This window comes from Proteiniphilum sp., assembly GCF_034331125.1.
GTDB classification, from domain to species: Bacteria; Bacteroidota; Bacteroidia; order Bacteroidales; family Dysgonomonadaceae; genus Proteiniphilum; species Proteiniphilum saccharofermentans.
The window spans coordinates 26,094-45,874 of sequence record NZ_JAXQGC010000045.1 but is presented as its reverse complement, the minus strand read 5'-3'; the positions used below and the strand labels follow the sequence as shown (position 1 = coordinate 45,874).

8 protein-coding genes are annotated in these 19,781 nt (G+C 40.9%); 6 read left to right on the top strand and 2 right to left on the bottom strand.

The window, feature by feature from the left end:
• Complete coding sequence (locus tag U2P89_RS11160) at positions 1-1,266, top strand: DUF2264 domain-containing protein (RefSeq protein WP_091907009.1); 1,266 nt, start codon at positions 1-3, stop codon at positions 1,264-1,266.
• A gap of 18 nt (positions 1,267-1,284) precedes the next feature.
• On the opposite strand, the gene U2P89_RS11155 is transcribed toward U2P89_RS11160, so the two are convergent.
• On the bottom strand, positions 1,285-4,392 hold the full coding sequence (locus tag U2P89_RS11155) for a glycoside hydrolase family 2 TIM barrel-domain containing protein (protein WP_322191438.1): 3,108 nt from the start codon (positions 4,390-4,392) through the stop codon (positions 1,285-1,287).
• Positions 4,393-4,579: 187 nt separating this feature from the next.
• On the bottom strand, positions 4,580-8,632 hold the full coding sequence (locus U2P89_RS11150) for a hybrid sensor histidine kinase/response regulator transcription factor (protein WP_322191437.1): 4,053 nt from the start codon (positions 8,630-8,632) through the stop codon (positions 4,580-4,582).
• A 415-nt stretch (positions 8,633-9,047) separates the two neighbouring features.
• On the opposite strand from U2P89_RS11150, the gene U2P89_RS11145 reads away from it, so the two are divergent.
• Genes U2P89_RS11145 through U2P89_RS11125 form a run of 5 tightly spaced genes read left to right on the top strand, consistent with a single transcriptional unit; the run spans position 9,048 to position 19,729 of the window.
• Positions 9,048-12,101, top strand: coding sequence for a TonB-dependent receptor (locus tag U2P89_RS11145; RefSeq protein WP_322191436.1), 3,054 nt, complete (start codon positions 9,048-9,050; stop codon positions 12,099-12,101).
• Between the two features lie 39 nt (positions 12,102-12,140).
• Entirely contained in the window at positions 12,141-14,048 is a 1,908-nt protein-coding gene (locus tag U2P89_RS11140) for a RagB/SusD family nutrient uptake outer membrane protein (RefSeq protein WP_322191435.1), read from the top strand.
• 30 nt (positions 14,049-14,078) lie between these two features.
• Positions 14,079-17,078 carry a SusC/RagA family TonB-linked outer membrane protein gene (locus U2P89_RS11135; protein WP_322191434.1) on the top strand — a complete coding sequence of 1,000 codons (3,000 nt, stop codon included), beginning with the start codon at positions 14,079-14,081 and terminating at the stop codon, positions 17,076-17,078.
• 26 nt (positions 17,079-17,104) lie between these two features.
• Entirely contained in the window at positions 17,105-18,799 is a 1,695-nt protein-coding gene (locus U2P89_RS11130; RefSeq protein WP_076929288.1) for a RagB/SusD family nutrient uptake outer membrane protein, read from the top strand.
• A 42-nt stretch (positions 18,800-18,841) separates the two neighbouring features.
• Positions 18,842-19,729, top strand: coding sequence for a discoidin domain-containing protein (locus U2P89_RS11125; protein ID WP_076929286.1), 888 nt, complete (start codon positions 18,842-18,844; stop codon positions 19,727-19,729).
• Positions 19,730-19,781 lie beyond the last annotated feature (52 nt).

Here is a 19,781-nt window from a genome sequence, read left to right as displayed (position 1 = left end):
ATGAAACGAGCATTATTATTTATAGTATCCTCTCTGTTAATAATTATATCACTTTATTCCGCGGAAACTGTGAATGATTCACCCGTTGCATCGGCAGAGAGTGATCGTGCATACTGGACCGCGTTAGCATACAGGATCGCCGCGCCTGTACTTGAAAATATGAGTAAAGGCGAATTGAAAAAGAATATGCAGGTGGAAGTCAGTCCCACATGGGATGGACGAGATAAAGACGTTACCTATATGGAATGTTTCGGAAGGCTGATGTCGGGTATAGCGCCCTGGCTTAGCCTGCCGGATGATAATACGGCTGAAGGGATACAAAGGAAACAACTCCGGGAATGGGCATTGAAGAGTTACGCGCATGCGGTCGATCCTGAAAGCCCCGACTACCTGTTATGGAGAAATGAAGGGCAGCCGTTGGTGGATGCCGCTTATATCGCCAGTAGTTTTCTGCGTGCCCCCGAACAGTTATGGAAACCTCTTGACGAGGTAACCAAAGAGCGGTATATCAAGGAATTCCAGCAACTCCGCCGTATCGATCCCCCTTACACCAACTGGCTCTTGTTCTCGGCAATGGTCGAAACTTTCCTGATGGAAGCAGGAGCGCAATACGATATTTACCGCATACACAGTGCTATCAGGAAGATCGATGAATGGTACGTGGGCGACGGATGGTATTCCGACGGAGAGCATTTCGCTTTCGACTACTATAACAGCTATGTGATACAACCGATGTATGTGCAGGTTCTTCAGGCACTTGTAGACAGAAAAATACCGTTGAGGGACAAAAACCCGGAATCAGTTCGGAAGGATCTGGATATCGCGAAAAAACGGATGCAACGCTTCGGAATTATATTGGAGCGCTTTATTTCTCCCGAAGGAACCTTTCCGTTGTTCGGACGTTCCATGACCTACCGCCTGGGTGTATTCCAACCTCTATCCATGCTCTCATGGAAGGAACTTCTACCGGAAGAACTGGCCGAAGGGCAGGTCAGAAGTGCACTCACTGCTGTCATGAAACGGATGTTCATGAACGAAGGCAATTTCAATGAAGGAGGATTCCTGCAACTAGGATTTGCCGGCCACCAACCCAATCTTGCCGACTGGTATACCAACAACGGTAGCATGTATCTCACCTCGGAAGTGTTTCTACCACTGGGATTACCTGCGGATCATTCATTCTGGACCTCTGCCGCGGAAGACTGGACAACAAAAAAAGCATGGCACGGGAATTCCTTTCCCAAAGACCATGCTATAAGATACTAATAAGGTTATCTCAACACCTTACAGATCGTTTACGCTAATAGTGTAGCTGTAGGAATATTCCTTATCCATGAACCGGTATTGGTCTAACGGTTTTGCTCCCCACGACTGCAACCCACCTACACCTCGCTGGAACAGGTCTACGCACAGTACAACTTCGTGACGGGGTAATACATCCGACCAGTGCTGTTGTTTCTTGGTCATGCCCGGATCAAGGTCTTCAGGACGGTTATTGGTAGCACTTACTGATAATGGTTGTGCTCCATCAACCCTGATACCTTTACCGTTTTCATTTTTCAGGGTGAGCCAACGTACGTCGGTTTTATTTCCTGTTTCCTGAGGACGGTAATAGGCGAAAGCCTGTTCTTCTACCTTGCCGTTCCATATCCCCATAAATGTATCATGTTTACGGTCTACATAATTTTCATGAGGGCCACGGCCGTACCATGTGAAACCGTTATAATCCTTAGGTAGGGTCATTAACATACCGAATCGCAGCATCTCAGGCAGGTCATCCGACAACGCCTTGTAATGTGCCGAGGTAGTAAGGCTACCGTCTTTATTTACCGTGTAGGTGATCTCCACTTTGGCTTCTATTCCTCTCAGTTTGACCTCATACTCTGCTTTGAATCCCTCAGCGGTTTCTCCGGAGCCTTTATATTTGTATATGGTGTTGTGTCCGGCCGATTCCCAGATACGGGTACTATACTGCATCCATTCTCCGAATTCGTTGTCGGTAAGCGCTCTCCAGAAATTAAGACGGGGCAGTTCCCTGAACACATCCTGTCCTTTATTTTTCATACTTAACAAACCACGTCCGTCCTTTGATGAAAATTCATAAGACAGATTACCTGCTTTGACTATGATCTTATCGTCTTGCTTTTCAACGGCAATTTGTCCGTTTACATTTCCGGCAACGAAATAATTGTTGGGGTTAAGTGCAAATTCCTCTTTAGCTACTTCAAATCCGGAAGGAATTAATTCGGTGGCCTGATTGCTGTAAGCATATACCTGGAGAAAATACTCTACGCCTGCTTCTTCAGCCAGAGCGGGTAAATTCAAATGAACGTCTTTTCGGCTATCCGCCGGAACAGATGTGGTAAACGCGCCTTCTTTGAATTCTTCTCCATTTTTCAGGAGTACCCATTTGAAACTGTATTTTTCGGAGGCTAGGTCTGTGAATTTGAAATCATTAATTACGGTAATAATTCCTTTATTCAGATCCTTTGCTTCAAACAGGATATCCTGATATACCTTCTTAACGATATAGGTATGTGGTATATAATTCTGGTCGGGACTAATGATACCGTCCATGCAGAAGTTATCATTGTTCATTTTGTTATAGGCTTTCAGGTCGCCACCATATGCCCAGTAGAAACGTCCCTGCTCATCATGGGTAGGATATCCATGGTTGTACCATTCCCAGATGAATCCGCCCTGCATATTCTTACTGGAGCGCATCAGATCCCAGTATTCCTGAAAATTCCCCATACTGTTACCCATGGCATGGGCATATTCGCACATGATATAAGGTTTTCCGAGGTCTTTGGCTGCATCGCGTTTCATGTTTTCCCATGATGGGTACATGTGGCAGATAACATCTGTGTTCCTGTCCCTCTGATAGGCTTGTTCATATTGCACGGGACGGCTGTTGTCACGTGCTTTGACCCAGTCGTACATATCGAAAAAGGCTTTTCCGTTGCTGGCTTCATTACCCAATGACCAGAAGATGACCGACGCATGATTTTTGTCACGTTCCACAAGCCGGATAATGCGGTCCATATGTTGTCCATGCCATTCGGGGAAGTTCGAAACATTGTCGGGACCGTAACCGAGTCCGTGCGATTCCAGATTGGCTTCATCGACAAGGTAGATGCCATATTCATCACACAATTTATACCACAAGGGTTGTTGCGGATAATGCGATGTACGGACGGCGTTTATATTGAGTTCCTTCATCAGTTGCAGGTTACGCATCATTTCCTTACGTGTTACCACCTGACCAGTATGGGTATTGAATTCGTGGAGATTCACCCCTTTGAAGAAAACTTTCTTTCCGTTTACAAACAGTTGTCCGTCTGTTATTTCAATTTTACGGAATCCTATTTTGTGCGATGTGGATTCGACAATCCTACCGTTACCGTCTTTCAATGTGATAAGCATTGTATAGAGGTTTGGGGTTTCAGCCGTCCATTTCAACGGATTGGAGACATTCCCTGAAACAGTAATATCAGCGGTTCCATTCGCAGGAATACCCGATTTTTGATTACGGGAAAATATTTTTTTGCCCGATTTGTCTAATAACGAAATTTCTACCGAGTTATTTTGGAGGTTATCGGTATAGTTCTTCAATGTAATATCCACACTGAAAATGCCGCTTTTATAATTTTTATCCAGGTCGGGATGGGCAAAGAAGTCAAAAATACGGGTTTGCGCCGTGCTGTAAAGGTAAACGTTGCGGTTTATTCCCCCAAGCCTCCACATATCCTGGTCTTCGAGGTATGAACCGTCGCTGAATTTATGTACCTGGCAAGCCAATGTGTTTTTACCTTTTCTCACGTAATCTGTGATATCGAATTCAGCCGGACTTTTGGAGTTTTGGGTATATCCCACCTTTTGTCCGTTTACCCATACATACATAGAGTTTGTTCCGCCTTCGAAATGGATAAAAATACGTCTGCCGTCCCAACTGTCGGGAATACTGAATTCATGGCGATATGCTCCGGTAGGAGAGTCTTCCCTGTCGATATGCGGCGGTTTTGCCCTGAATCCAAAACCGGTATTCACGTACATGGGTATTCCGTATCCGTTAAATTCCCAGTTTCCCGGTACAGGCATTTCACCCCAACCGCTTATATCGTAGTTCTCTTCATAAAAGCCGGCGGGAACTTCCGATACCCTTGGAACCCAATGGAATTTCCATTTACCGTTCAGAGACTGATAGTAGGGTGATGAATCGTAGTTATCTCCTACGGCCAACTCTTCGGAGGGATAAGGCAACGATGTAGTCCGGGTGTTTTCTTTATTGACTGCGAAAACTTCCGGATTTTCCCAATCGGGAACGTTTTGCGCGAATAAGTTCATGCAACCCAGAATTGAAATGAATAAAAAGGAAGATGTCTTTCTCATACGATTATTTTTATGTGCTTTATAATTTTAACAAAAATAGATATATTGGCTCTTAGAATGAAAAGAGAAATTAATCAAAAAAGAGAGATAAATCAATCAAAACAGATTTATTTCATATGATTAAAACTTCTATTTTCAAAGGTATCATATGGAACTCGCTTTTAATCATTCATTTGTGTGATAATGGTTATAATGCTCGTTTCATTGATTTTGCATATTCTGAAGGAGCCATACCGTATTCGTCCTTAAAACATTTCCGGAAATAGACCACATCATTGAATCCGGACATATATGCCACTTCCGATACCTGATATGAACCGGCCAGTAGGAGCCGGAGACTATTTTTGAGCCTGATCTTCCGGATAAACTCATTGGGAGATATTCCAGTGAGTCCTTTGACTTTTCTGTAGAAAGTAGAATAGCTCATGTTCATCTTTTCTTTAATAAAGGCTATATCGAGGTCTTCCATTTCAATATTATTCTCTACAATCTCAGTGAGTTTATGTAAGAACTCTTCATCCAGTTTGCTGATTTTCAAAGGTTCTTCCGCTAAATTATTTTCATGTCTTACTGTTCCTTTGGCGAATGTGCTTATCTGCTCTGCCAGTTTCCGGCGCGATTCCAGTAAATTGTCTATACGGCTCCGCAATAGCCTGGCGCTAAACGGTTTTGTCAGATAGGAATCGGCTCCACTGTCATACCCTTTTTCCTGATCAGAGAGAGAATCTCTGGCGGTAAGTAAAATAACCGAAATATGGCTGGTACGCATATCTTCTTTTATTGTATGGCAGAGTTCCATACCATCCATTTCAGGCATCATAATATCACTGACAATAATGTTGGGTATATGTTTTCTCGCCAGTTCCAATCCCTCTTTTCCGTTTGTTGCGGATAGCACATGATAATCATTTTCCAGAGAAGAAACAATATATCCCCGGATATCGTCATCATCTTCAACTATCAAAATTACAGGACGGCTGTCAGTATTGTCTTCCTTTTGGATGTCCTGTTCTTCTTCAATAGTATCAGTAGCCGATTTTTCTTCCGTATGTATAGCCGAAGGGTAAGTGTTTCCGGTTAATAAACGTAACCTGAACAGGGTTCCTTTACCGACAGTACTTTCCACATGCAAAGTCCCTTCGTGAAGATCGGCCAATGATTTAACGAGGGCAAGTCCTATTCCCGTACCGGACGATTGATGTCTACCTTTTGCCTGGTAATAACGTTCGAATATATGTGATAAAGCGTCGGCCTCTATTCCATAACCAGTATCGGAAACCACTATTTCGGTATAGTGATTGTCTTTCTCCTTGACCGAACGCAGAGAAAGGCGAATTTCACCTTCTGCTGTATATTTTATTGCATTTGACAAGAGGTTATTCAATATGGTAGTGATAACGTCAGCATCAAAATAGAGGATTGTATTTTTCTCGCCTATATCAACATGGATTATAACCTTATCATTCCGGGATAATTCCTTATAGCGTAATCCTGTTTCTGCAACCAGATTTGCCAGATTCCCCTTCGACACGGATAGTTTCCTGTTCTGCGTCTCGGTTTTCCTGAATTCGAGAATCTGGTTGATCAGATTTAAAAGGCGGATGGCGCTGGCGTGAATAATACCTATTTTCTTGCTATGTACTGGTGCTAATCCGGAATCCTGCACCAGATCCTCCAGTGGTCCGAGAATAAGTGTCAACGGAGTCCGGAGTTCATGGGTAATATTCGTATAAAAACGCAGTCGTTCGTCGTTTAGTTCCTGTTTGTTCTGGCTGTTTTTCTTTTCCAGTTCAAAGGATGTTTTCAGGTCGACACTTTTTTTATAGGAACGGAGTGAGAAGAAGATGATTATACAGGCTATTATTACATATAAAAGCTTGGCATACCAGGTAAGCCATAAGGGAGGATGGATGATAAAGTCCAGCGAGGCAATATTTACTTCATCCCATTCCTGATTTTTCAGACGGCTTTTTACTTTAAACGTATACTCTCCCGGGGCTATGTTCCGGAATGCAACCTGGTTTTCATCCTGCGTATTATACCAGGTATTGTCAAGTCCTTCCATCATATAGGCATACTCGACTTGCTGGTTTTGTGAATAGTCAGGACTTGAAAATGAGATCCTGAAAGAGTTTTTATCATATGCCAACTCTATTCTATGCTGTGTTGTAGGAACCAGAATTTCCCTGCTGTAATTTTCTATCTGTTTATTCAATGCCAGACATTCTATAATTTGCACAGGAACAACTTTTCGTTTTTCTTTCGTTAATTCTTCAGGATTAAAATAGCAGACACCATTGAGTGAACCAAAGAAAAGGATACCGTCTTCCCTGAGACTTGCAGCACCATTGGTAAAGTCCCCGATAGGAGTACCGTCCTGATGGTTGTAATTATTAAACTTTTCTCCGTTCCATAGCGAAATACCGGCATTGGTACTAATCCAGATATTTCCCTGATTATCCTGTTGAACGGCACGGATATATGAGTTCTCAAGTCCCTGTTTCTCATCATATACCTCATATTGGTCGGTATCTTCCGTATTCTTAAAATAAGCCAATCCATTCCGTGTAGCAACCCACACCCCACCTTCGGAATCCATATAAAGGTGGTTGATGGCATTGGAGATAAATCCTTTATCTCTGACTATGTTATCCACTAAATTATTGTTATCGTCGAAGATAAATATTCCTTTTCCGAATGTCCCGATCCATAATTTCCCCTCTCTGTCACGTAGAATACTATATATTGTCTTATCCTCCAGTTGGTCATCGATGTGGATTTCTTTCTCAATATTTCCATTCCGGTAAGAATATAATCCGTTTTCTGCTCCGATCCACATTTTCCCATCGCTATCCTCGTAAAATTCATGTGCATACTCTCCCCTTTTGCCGAAAGAAGTAGTTTTTATCTGATAATTCTCCGGATTGAACCTGAATATATCTCCCATAGTTGTTCCGAACCAGAGAATTCCATAGCTGTCACTTCTTATCTTGTTGATATATACATTTGAACTTGCGTTTGACAGATAGGGGTGAATATTGATGGTTCTTCTTATTTCATTATCCTGAAGGAGGATAATTTCATTTTCGGTGCCGACCCATAATTGCCGGTTTTTATCTATACATATATCCCATATCTGCTTCTCATTCGTGTCTCTGTATTTATCCATAGAATGTAGGAGAGTTTGAAAAACAGGAGGTCTGTTACCGATAAAATCTATTCCACGGCTGTAGTGCCCAATCCAGATATTATCGAAAGAATCCTGAAATAACACTCTGACGTTGGACGAAGATAAACCGTAATGGTTTTTTGTGATGGATATATTTCTGAACATGACCATTTTAGGGTCAAGCAAGGTAATGCTGCTCAGGTCGAGAATACTGATGCCGGCCATATCGGTACTGATCCACAAAGAGCCATCTTTCATTTCCCTGATATCATAAATATAGTTCTCTCCCAGGGAGTTTGGATTGGAGGAATCATGCCTGAACGTGATAAATTCTTCAGTCTGGGGATTAAACAAAGCAAGTCCGTTATTTGTACCTACCCAGATATTTCCCAAATGATCCATATAAATAGCACGGACAGTATTTCCGGGAAGACTTTTGGGATTTCCCGGTTCGTGGCGGATATTGCGTGCCGTTTTATTCTTTATATCGATAATACTTAACCCGTCAAAGGCATGTCCCACATACAGATTACCTCTGCCATCGTCGAAAGAACACCAGTTTAGGAGTTTCAATCCTTCTATCTCCGGGCTTATAAAACGGGTTAATTGCTTGGTATTTTTATCATAATATTCTATACCCAAATGATAATGAGTTATCCATATTCCTCCATCTGCTGCATGAGAAAGATGTGTTACATCATTGGTTATCAGTCCTTCTTGTATCGTATAATCTGTAAATGTTTGGGAACTGCAGTCGAAAATGCTGATCCCATCTCTTTGAGAACCGATCCAGATACTATTTTGCTCCTCATCATATAGCAATGTATTCAGTTCATTACTTACGATATCGGAATTATTTTTCGTATATACTGTAAAATTTTTTCCGTCGAAACGGTTTAATCCCGATTCTGTCGCTATCCAGATGAACCCCTGGCCATCTTGTGTTATATCGACAATATAGTTATTAGATAATCCATATTCTACACCGAAATGTTTTAAAGCCTGTGATTGCGCCTGTGCATTAAAATGAATAAATAATAGACAGTATAAAACAATTGTTTTTTTTAACATAACTAATAAGGAGAATCATTGTATATCCTATACAAATTTAGAAAATTTTCTCATATATATTCAAGAGTATGGTTCCGGTTAAATTTTTAAAAACACTATAGGGAATGATGCATGTTGTTATTCTATAGTAGATTATCGTGTTATGGTGGATAAATTTGTCATTGTCGGAATGATTATTTTATCCCTTTAGAATGATTGATTTACCATCTGTCATTATTAATAAATGTCAATACTTTTGCCATATAATTATTCAAATATAGAATAAGAGAATGTTTTTTGCCGGGAAAAAACAATAAAAAATCTATTATAAAACATTTTTTAGCGGTATATACGAGAGAGGGGTTTATAGAAATTAACATTTTAATTCTCTAATTATATATTTAATACTCTATGTTCTAAAAAACATTTATAAATTATGCACAAATTGAAAGTATTTATTGTAGGTATCGTCATCAATCTATGCTGTATTATGACGTATGCCCAGAACCGTGTCACCGGAAATGTGTCTGATGTGAACGGTGAGTCTATCATCGGTGCGAGTATACTGGAGAAAGGCACCACCAATGGTACGGTTACCGATATCGATGGAAATTTCACCTTAAATGTATCGGAAGGTGCCACTCTTCAGATTAGCTATATTGGCTATACAACACAGGAGGTAGTGGTAACTGCTCGGCCATTGACAATCATTCTGGAAGAAGACACTCAAACATTGGATGAGGTAGTGGTGGTTGCATACGGTGCGCAAAAGAAAGTAACAGTAACCGGTGCTATTACATCCGTCAGTGGGAATGATCTGATCAAGACGCCTACAGGATCTATTGGTAATGCGTTAGCCGGAAAATTGACAGGGGTCAGTACCGTTCAATATTCCGGAGAACCGGGTGCTGATGCCGCGGAAATTTATGTCCGGGGTATTACCACTTTAAATAGTTCTACTCCTTTGGTACAGGTCGATGGTGTTGAGAGAGATTTTACACAGATAGACCCGAATGAGATTGAAAGCATCACTATCCTTAAAGATGCTTCTGCTACAGCGGTTTTTGGGGTTCGTGGCGCCAATGGGGTAATTTTGGTAACAACGAAAAGAGGAAGAGAAGGGAAGGCAAATATTTCGGTAACGACTTCTACCGGTATTACTGTTCCGACCCGATTGCTTGAGTTTGCGGACAGCTATCAATATGCAAGTTTCTATAATGAAGCTCAAATCAGAGACGGGGTAAATCCGAATAATGTGAAATTTTCTCCCGAGATGCTCACTGCATTTCAAACACAGTCGGATCCCTTATTGTATCCCAATATGGACTGGCTTGATTATATTCTTAAAGACTATGCCCAGCAATCGCAACACAATATGAATATATCAGGGGGGAATAAATTTTTTCGCTATTTTGTTTCAGCAGGGATGTATACCCAGGGTGGATTATTCAAGACATTTGACGCCGGCTATGATTTCAATTTTGATTTTAAACGATACAATTATAGGGCAAACCTTGATTTTAACTTGTCAAAATCAACAGAATTGTCATTAAATATAGGAGGTCGTGTGGAGGATAAAAATACTCCTATCTCAGCCGAGGATCAAAATCAGTTGTTTCGTCATTTATATTGGGCTACACCCTTTTCCGGAGCCGGTATCGTAGATGGAAGATGGATCAAGACCAATCCTGATGTTATCCCAAATCCCGGAGCGGATGGATTAAATCCATATTATGGTAGAGGATATAACAACAAGGTAGGCAATACATTGAACGTAGACGTTCAGTTAAAGCAAAAATTGGATTTCATAACAAAAGGACTGTCTTTCAATGTGAAAGGATCTTATAATAGTAGTTACGCCCAAACAAAATCGAGAAGTTCGTCGAAGGCTTATTATGTGGCCGTAAAAAATGATGATGGATCAATGGGTTACCGTAAATACGGAGAAGACGGAACTTTAGGTTATGGAGAATCATTTGACAAGGGACGTAACTGGTATTTCGAAACAAGTTTAAACTATAATACCACTATAAATTCCGCTCATAACCTTGGTGCATTACTGTTATATAACCAATCGAAATACTATTACCCGGGGACATTTACCGATCTTCCCAAAGGATATGTGGGAATGGTAGGGCGCCTTACTTATGATTACCTCTCCAAATACATGATCGAATTCAATATGGGATATAATGGTTCTGAGAATTTTGCTCCCGGAAAGCGATATGGCTTCTTTCCCGCAGGGTCTATAGGATGGGTGATGACAGAAGAACCATTTATGGAGGAAATAAAAAATTATGTCTCCTATCTTAAATTAAGGGCTTCTTATGGAGTAGTAGGAAATGATAACACACAGGACCGAAGATTCATGTATATTGCTGATCCGTTTTACCTTAACGGATCGGGATACAATTTCGGAACAAATGTGAGTGGTAACAGAGGGGGTGCTTATGAAGGAGCAAAATCTAATCCCGATGTAACATGGGAGAAAGCATATAAGCAAAATCTGGGAGTAGACCTTTACTTTTTGAATGACCGTTTAATGACAACATTCGACATATTCAAAGAACACCGTAGAGATATCCTTGTAGTTCCATCTTCACTTCCCAGTTATATAGGCATGACACTCCCGGTACTAAATAACGGGATAGTCAACAGTCGTGGTTATGAAATTACACTCAGATGGGATGATAAGATCGGAAACGATTTCAGGTATTGGATCAGTCCCAATTTATCATTTGCCAGAAACAAAATTGTAGAGCAAATGGAAGTCAGACCCAATGAAGATTATCTGTGGAGAACAGGAAAGCCTATTAATCAGCCTTTTGGCAGGAAATTCTGGGGTTTCTATGACGAAACCGCCAATGAACGGTATAAAGCCCAATTTGGAAGGGATATTGCTGATCATTCCGTAGTGTTAAAGAACGGGGATGCAGTGTATGTAGACATAAATGAAGATGGTGTGATCAATGACGACGATAAGATAGCCATGGGTTATACCAATGTCCCCGAATATGTAGTGGGGGCCAATATGGGATTTGAATGGAAAGGTTTTGATTTGAGTATGCAATGGACAGGTGCGTGGAATACTTCCCGCATGTTGCAGGAGACATTGAGAGAACCGTTGGGAGATACAAATAACAAAGGATTGCTGTTATATCAATATCAAGACAGATGGACTGAGGAAACCGCCTCTACAGCGAAACTTCCCAGGGCAAGTATAACCAGCAAGGCAAACAATATTGTTGATTCCGATTTGTATCTCGTGGATGCCAGATACCTCCGGTTAAAGAGCCTTGAGGTTGGTTACAATTTCAATGCGCCCTTTATGACAAAAATGAGGTTAAACTCTTTACGGGTCTATGCCAATGGGTATAATTTATTAACCTTCGATGTCCTTAAGATTACGGACCCTGAATCGAGAACCAGTGACAGACCTAATTATCCATTAACCAGAGTATTCACAGTAGGATTAAAATTAGGATTCTAAATTAAGGATGAGATTAATTGCTTTAAATAAAACAAACAGATGAAAATAAATATTCAATCAACACTTATATCCTTGACTATAGGAATGGCCATATTCTGTTCATCCTGCGTTGATGATTTGAAATTCGGAGATAGTTTCTTAGAGAAAGCTCCCGGAGTGGATGTAACCCTTGACTCTGTTTTTGCCAAGGCTGAAAATGCACGTTATTTTTTGTGGGATACCTATGGCAAGTTATACTACGCTCTACCGGTTTACTGGAATGACGTGGATAATAAGATGAATATGGGTATGTTTGAAACTTTGTCCGATTCATGGCATAGCCATTTAAGTTGGGATGGAGTCAACAGGTCCTATTATAACGGAACTTATAACGCGAACAGGGAGGACACTAGTAATGATACCAAGTTTGGTTTCTCCAAGGAAAATACATGGGAAGCCATAAGAAAAGCCTGGTTGTTTATTGAAAATGTAGACCGGGTGCCTGATATGCAACAATCTGAAAAGGAGAGATTAAAGGCGGAGGCAAAAGTTATTGTGGCTTCCCGTTATTTCGATATGTTCCGGCATTTCGGCGGATTGCCGATCATTGATAAAGCATACGATTTCTCTCTTGATGAATCGTACTATCAAACCCCCAGGGCAACTGTTGAACAAACGGTAGAGTTCATGACTACCCTTCTGGATGACGCTTCTAATGTACTTCCCTGGGCACTTGATGAGGGTGAAATATCTAACTGGGACGGGCGTTTCACGAAAGCGGCCGCGATGGGGCTAAAATGCAAAATATTGCTGTTTGCCGCTAGCCCCCTGTTTAACGATTCAGAGCCTTATTCCAGGGAATCACCTCAGGATGCCGTTACCAACCATAGTGTATGGTACGGAGGATACCAACCGGAGTTATGGGAACAAACGCTGGAAGCTTGTGAAGATTTTTTCAGAGAAGTGAATGCCCAGGGACGTTATGGTTTGGTTCAACCTTCAGCGGCTACCCCCTCAGCCTATAGAGAGGCTTTCAGAAAAGCTTATTATACAAGAGGAAGTGGAGGTGATAATCCGGAGCTATTGATATCGACAAGAGTGCGATATACCTATGGGGATGATTACCAGTGGAATTATTACTTCCCCCAGTCGGTGATGAACGGTGCATTCACTCCTACATTGGAATACGTTGATATGTTTCCGTTATCCGATGGAACTCCTTTTGACTGGAATAACCCGGATCATGTTGATGTGATTTTTTCCGACAGGGATCCCCGTTTGTTTGAAACAATATTGGTCAATAATGCGTCCTACCAGGGGCGTCAGGTTGAACTTTGGATCGGTGGACGCGAGGCGCAACAAGGTCCGAAAACTGAGCAGGGACAGTTTGCAACAGGTTTTGGATTATATAAGTTTATCTTGGATTTTTCTTCAGCACGGAATCGTCCTACATTATGGCCCTACCTGAGGATTGCTGAAATCCATCTGATTTATGCAGAAGCATTGATGATGGCCGGTCGGACAGATGAGGCTATCAATGAAATTGACAAAGTGCGTGGTAGAGTTGGGTTGAATGGTTTGAGAGAATCGAATCCCGGCATTGATTACAGTAATCAATCCTTGCTACTTGAAGCCATTTTGAATGAGCGTGCGTGTGAACTTGGGTTTGAGGATGTCAGGTTTTTTGATCTTATAAGGCATAAGAGAGCACAGGATTTCACAAAAGTATTGCATGGATTAAGAATTTATCGTTTGGACGAAAACGGGAATGTGGTAGAGGTGTCATGGTCGGACAAACCCGCCAATGAAAGAGGTCCCCGCCCCACAGAATTTAGATATGAGAAATTTCAACTTGAAAATTCAAGGCGATCCTGGTGGACAAATTTCAATTCCAAATGGTATTTGTCTGCTTTCCCCACCTTGGAGGTGAATAAAGATTACGGATTAACACAAAATCCCGGATGGTAACCAGCTTATAAATTACAAAACGAAGTAAAGATGAGAAATAAAATATTAATGCTTTTGGTTTCAATAGCAGTTTCATTTGTCGCCGTAGGACAAGATACTTCAACACTCAAAGGCAGGGTTGTTGATAGTAAGGGAAATCCTGTTTCCGGCGTTGCGATCTATAATGCAATTAATAATCAGCTTATTGCATCTACCGATTACAATGGGAATTTCGAGGTAAAAACAATAGAAGGTGATCAGTTATTGATTGAAGCTTCAGAAGGATACAGAAAAGAAGTAACAGTAACCGATTTTTCACAGGAATTAACCGTAACGATGGATCTTAGTGCAAGTTTGGTTGACATCGGATTTGGATTTGAACGGGAACTGGCACTTTCTACTGCCGCCGTTTCACGTACCGATATTGAAGATATCGATAAACGTTCAGCGATGAATCTGGCCAATTCATTGTTTGGTAATGTGTTGGGATTAACCTCATTACAGAATTCTGATGTTATCTGGGGTACACCTGCCTGGTTCAGTATCCGTGGGTTGCAGACTTTATCGGACAATAACATTCTGGTGTTGGTTGATGGATTTGAAAGACCCATTAACACACTGACACTCGAGGAAGTCGAGTCTGTTTCTGTGCTTCGCGATGCCGCTGCCGTTGCTCTATATGGATACAAAGGTGTAAATGGAATTCTTTCCGTAAAAACAAAAAGGGGGAAGATAGATAGCAGAGAGGTAAAAGTGAGCTATGATCACGCTTTTACATCACAATCTCGCCTACCTGAGTTTGCGAATGCCTATACGTATGCCAGTGCATTGAATGAAGCATTGGCTAACGACGGACTACCTGACCGCTATAATCAAAACGAGTTGAATGCTTTCAGGGATGGCACATATCCGTATCTCTATGCAGATGTGAATTGGTTGGATGAGGTCTTCCGCAATAATGGCGCCTCGAATATGTATAATATAAGCTTCAGAGGTGGAGGTACGTTTATGCGATATTTCACCGTAGCCACTCTACAGTCTAATAGCGGATTTATCAATGAAAATAATGCTGTAAGTGATTACTCTACCCAGATGAAGTTTTCAAAACTAAATCTCAGAACCAATCTGGATATGGATCTGACCAATACGACAAAAATGCAGGTTAATCTGCAAGGGGTATTAAGTGAATTTAACCGGCCGGGATTAGGTTCTGATAATCTGATGACAAAATTATATACGGTACCTTCTGCTGCATATCCGGTACAGACCCACGATGGTTTTTGGGGTGGAAATTCTATATGGGGTACCAACATGAACCCCGTAGCGTTAATTCAATCGAGAGGTTTTTCAAAAGGACACAACAGAGCTTTATATGCAGACGCCAAACTTACGCAGGATTTATCAGTATTGACGGAAGGATTAAGCGCCTCTGTCAGGGTAGGATATGATAATTTCGCCGCTTATTGGGAAGGTTCTATCAAAGATTACCAATGGGCAAGCGATGCCGTTGATTTATCTTCCGGGATACCTGTGGATACGTCTCGTGTTCAGGGAGGAAATATTGGAAAATTAAATTATAGCAGTTCGCTTGATTACCAGACCCGGCATTTTAATTTTGTCGGGAACATAGATTATAAAAAATCATTTGGTGAACACGACCTTTTCACTTCCTTCATATATTCAACTGAAAAGAAGGTACAGAAGGATCGTTATAACACCAATTTTCGGCAAAACTTCGCAGGATATATCAATTATATCTATAAAGAGAAGTATATTACGGATATGGCATTGGTCTATTCCGGCTCCAACAGATTGGCTCCCAATCATAAATATGCTTTCTCTCCAACCCTTTCCGCAGCATGGGTAGTTTCGCGCGAAGAATTTATGCAAAATATCGATTTCATTGATTTTCTGAAATTAAGGGCATCAGCCGGATTAATCAATGCTGACTTCATACCTGCAAACGATTACTGGTCTCAAAACTTCGGTGGAGGGAATGGTTATCCGTTAGGGAACAATGCTGCCTGGTATGATGGAACACGGGAGTATTATCTTCCTACGGAAAATATTAAAAACGAAAGGGCGCTAAAATATAATTTCGGGATAGATGCATCCATCTTTAAAGATATCAACCTTTCGGGAGATATATTTTTCGAGAGAAGAGATAATATATTTGTTTCGGGATATTACACGGTTTCAGCCGTATTGGGTAATTATCCATCCTTTGCCAATGAAGGGGTAGTGAACAGTCATGGCTTTGAATTAGGTGCATCCATCAATAAGAAAGTAAGGGATTTCTCTTATAATCTGGGTGGAAAATTCACATTGGCGAAAAGTAAGATCATAGAACAGTTGGAAGAGGAAAAACCTTATGAATACCTGAGAAGTACAGGTAAACCGGTAGGTCAGTTGTTCGGTTTGGAAGCCATAGGTTTCTTTATCGATGAGAATGATATTCTCAATAGCCCCGCACAGGAATTCTCTACCGTACGTCCCGGAGACATCAAGTACAAGGATCAAAATGGAGACGGTGTTATCAATGATTACGATATTGTACCCATCGGCTATAACAGTGCTATCCCCGAAATGTATTTTTCTTTTGATTTAGGTGCAGAATGGAAAGGAATAGGAATCAGTGCCAGTTTCCAGGGCGTAGGTAATTACAGTACGATGCTGATGACACCCAGTGTTTACAAACCTCTGATAGATAATACCACTATTTCCACTCATTATTATGAAAACAGGTGGACACCGGAAACAGCAGGCACAGCAAAATATCCGAGATTGACAACATTGGCTAACGAAAACAATTACCGGAATAATACGGTCTGGTTGGCTGATGCCTCTTATCTGAAACTACGCAACTGCGAGGTTTATTATAAATTCCCCGAACAAGTTATATCAGGAATAAACATAAACAATGCCCGTCTTTATGTCAGAGGTGTAGATTTATTGACTTTTGATAAAATAAAAATTGCTGATCCCGAATCTACCGGAATTGCTTTCCCCCTGACAAGATCAGTACATGTTGGGCTTGCCATAGGTTTTTAATGATAACATATTAATAAGATAAGAACATGAAATCGAAATTTATATATTATATAATTGCAACCGCTTTATTTTTGTTCTTTTCCTGTGAGGACGAGATGAACTACACGGAAACGACAACTAATAGCAAGGAAGAAGTGTTTTCCAGTTTTTCCAGAACGGCCAATTTTGTGACGGATATTTATGGAAGACTGGATTATGATTACGGAAACTATGGTGGCGCAATGTTGGCATCCGCATCCGATGAAGCGGATTATGCATGGTCAAACTCATCCATCCACGATTTTTATAATGGGTCATGGAGCCCCATTAACCCCAAAGCAGGTGTTTGGTATGACAGCTATGCCGGCATACGTGCGGCAAATTTCTATCTGGAAGCATCAGAGGGACAAACATTCGATGGCAACAAATATGATCAGGACTATGAGGAACAGTTTGTCCGCTTTCAGCGCTATCAATATGAAGTTCGTTTTTTACGGGCATATTTTTATTTCAATCTGGTAAGGCAATATGGAGATGTTCCTTTAGTGACAACTGTTTTGACATCAGCCGAAGCAAACAGTGTTACACGTACTCCCGCCGGGCAGATATTTGATTTTATTATTGATGAATGTGATGCTATTGTAAATCATTTGCCTGTCAGATATACCAATCTGGCTGACAGGGCCAACAATGAAACCGGTCGTGTAGGGCGCATTGCCGTGGTTGCCTTAAAAGCAAAAGCTTTACTTTATAGGGCAAGCCCACTGTTTAATACGAATAATGATAATAGTTTATGGAGAGATGCGGCTTTAGCCAGTAAAGCGGTTATTGATAGCTGTGCAGTACATGGTATTTCACTCGGGGCTTATACGGATCTATGGGGCACAGAAAGCTATGTGGCAGGAGAAGGTATTTTTATGAGGCGAATCGGAGATTTGAATTATTTGGAAGCATATAACTATCCAATAGGTGTTGAAGGCGGTGGTTCCGGAAATTGTCCTACGCAAACCCTTGTAGACGCTTATGAAATGAAAGAAACCGGATTGTTATGGAACGAACCCGGCAGTGGATATAGCGACAGTGACCCATATACCGGACGAGATCCCCGTTTTGCTATGACCATTGTTAAAAATGGAGACGAGAAATGGCCTATTTACAATGAAAATCCTATTGAAACATTTGTAGGAGGCAGAAATGCTTCTCCTTTGGCCGGAGCTACTACTACAGGATACTATCTCCGTAAATATCTTGATCCGTCGGTTGATCTCCGCGTCGGAAATACGAATTCGAAAAGGCACTCCTGGATTATTTTCCGGTTAGGAGAATTTTATCTGAACTATGCAGAAGCATTATTCAATTATCTCGGATCTCCGGATGCTACAGATGATACTTTTACCCTATCAGCCGTAGATGCGGTAAATGTAGTAAGAAACCGACCTGGTGTTGGAATGCCTCCTTTTGCTACAGGAATGGCGAATGAAGCTTTCCTGAAAAAATATAAAAACGAACGAATGGTAGAATTAGCCTTCGAGGGGCATCGTTTTTGGGATGTAAGACGTTGGAAAGATGGTGAAGCCTTAAGGTCTATCACACGTATGGAAATAACAAGAAATCCCAACGGAACATACGATTACAACCGTGTAACTAAACAAAGGAGTTGGGATGATAAAATGTATTTCTTCCCGATTCCGGATAGTGAACGTAGAATTAATTCTAATCTGTACCAAAACGAAGGTTGGTAATACATTAGTGTATAAAACAAACATTTCAAAATTCAAATTAATATGAAGATAAAATCATATATCAGTTATTGTTTAGGAGCAATACTATGTCTATCTTCCATAACAGGCTGTAGTGGAGATTACAACTCTTTTGTCGACTCCGACCAGAAGATAACGGGAAAGCCGTCATCTGTTTCAAATATAACATCAGACGAATTGCCGGGACAGATTAAATTAAACTGGGATATTCCGGCCGATTCGAACTTCTATTTTCTGAAGATAACCTATTTTGATCATTTGACACAAACAGAAAAAACGAAAGTTGCGTCTGTGTACACCAATGAACTTATTATCGATAATACAAGGGCTAAATTTGGAAATTATCAATTCACTTTCCAGACTTTTAACAGCAATAATGAGGGAGGTGATATTACATCGTTAAGTGCAAAATCCGGTATAGCTCCAACAATTGAAACTATAACTTCCAGTAAGTTGAAATTGGACAACAACCAGTTCAGTACCGATAATCAGGAACCAAGTGAGGGTCCCATCAGCAATCTTAACGATGGAAATCCAAATACGTTTTTCCATACACGATGGTCTTCCCCACAGATACCACTTCCACAGTATATACAAATTGACTTATATGAGCCGCTTACCAATTTTTCGTTCTCGTATCAGAACAGAAACGGAGCACAGGTTGGCCCCGAACATCTGAAAGTATTGATAAGCAACGACGGCACTGACTGGACTGAGATAGCCGAATTCACATCGGGTTTACCATCTGCTTCGCAGGCAATCTATAATTCTCCTGTGATCAGGAATTCTACTTCGTTTATATATGTCCGTTTCTTAGTAACAAAAACATACGGTGATAGAAATTACTTTAACTTAGCAGAATTCATGTTATACGATGTACAGATCGATATTTATGATCCGGAATCTGATTAACTCAAACCATAGTATTATCAGTCGAGAAACCAATATGGTTTTTCGACTGATA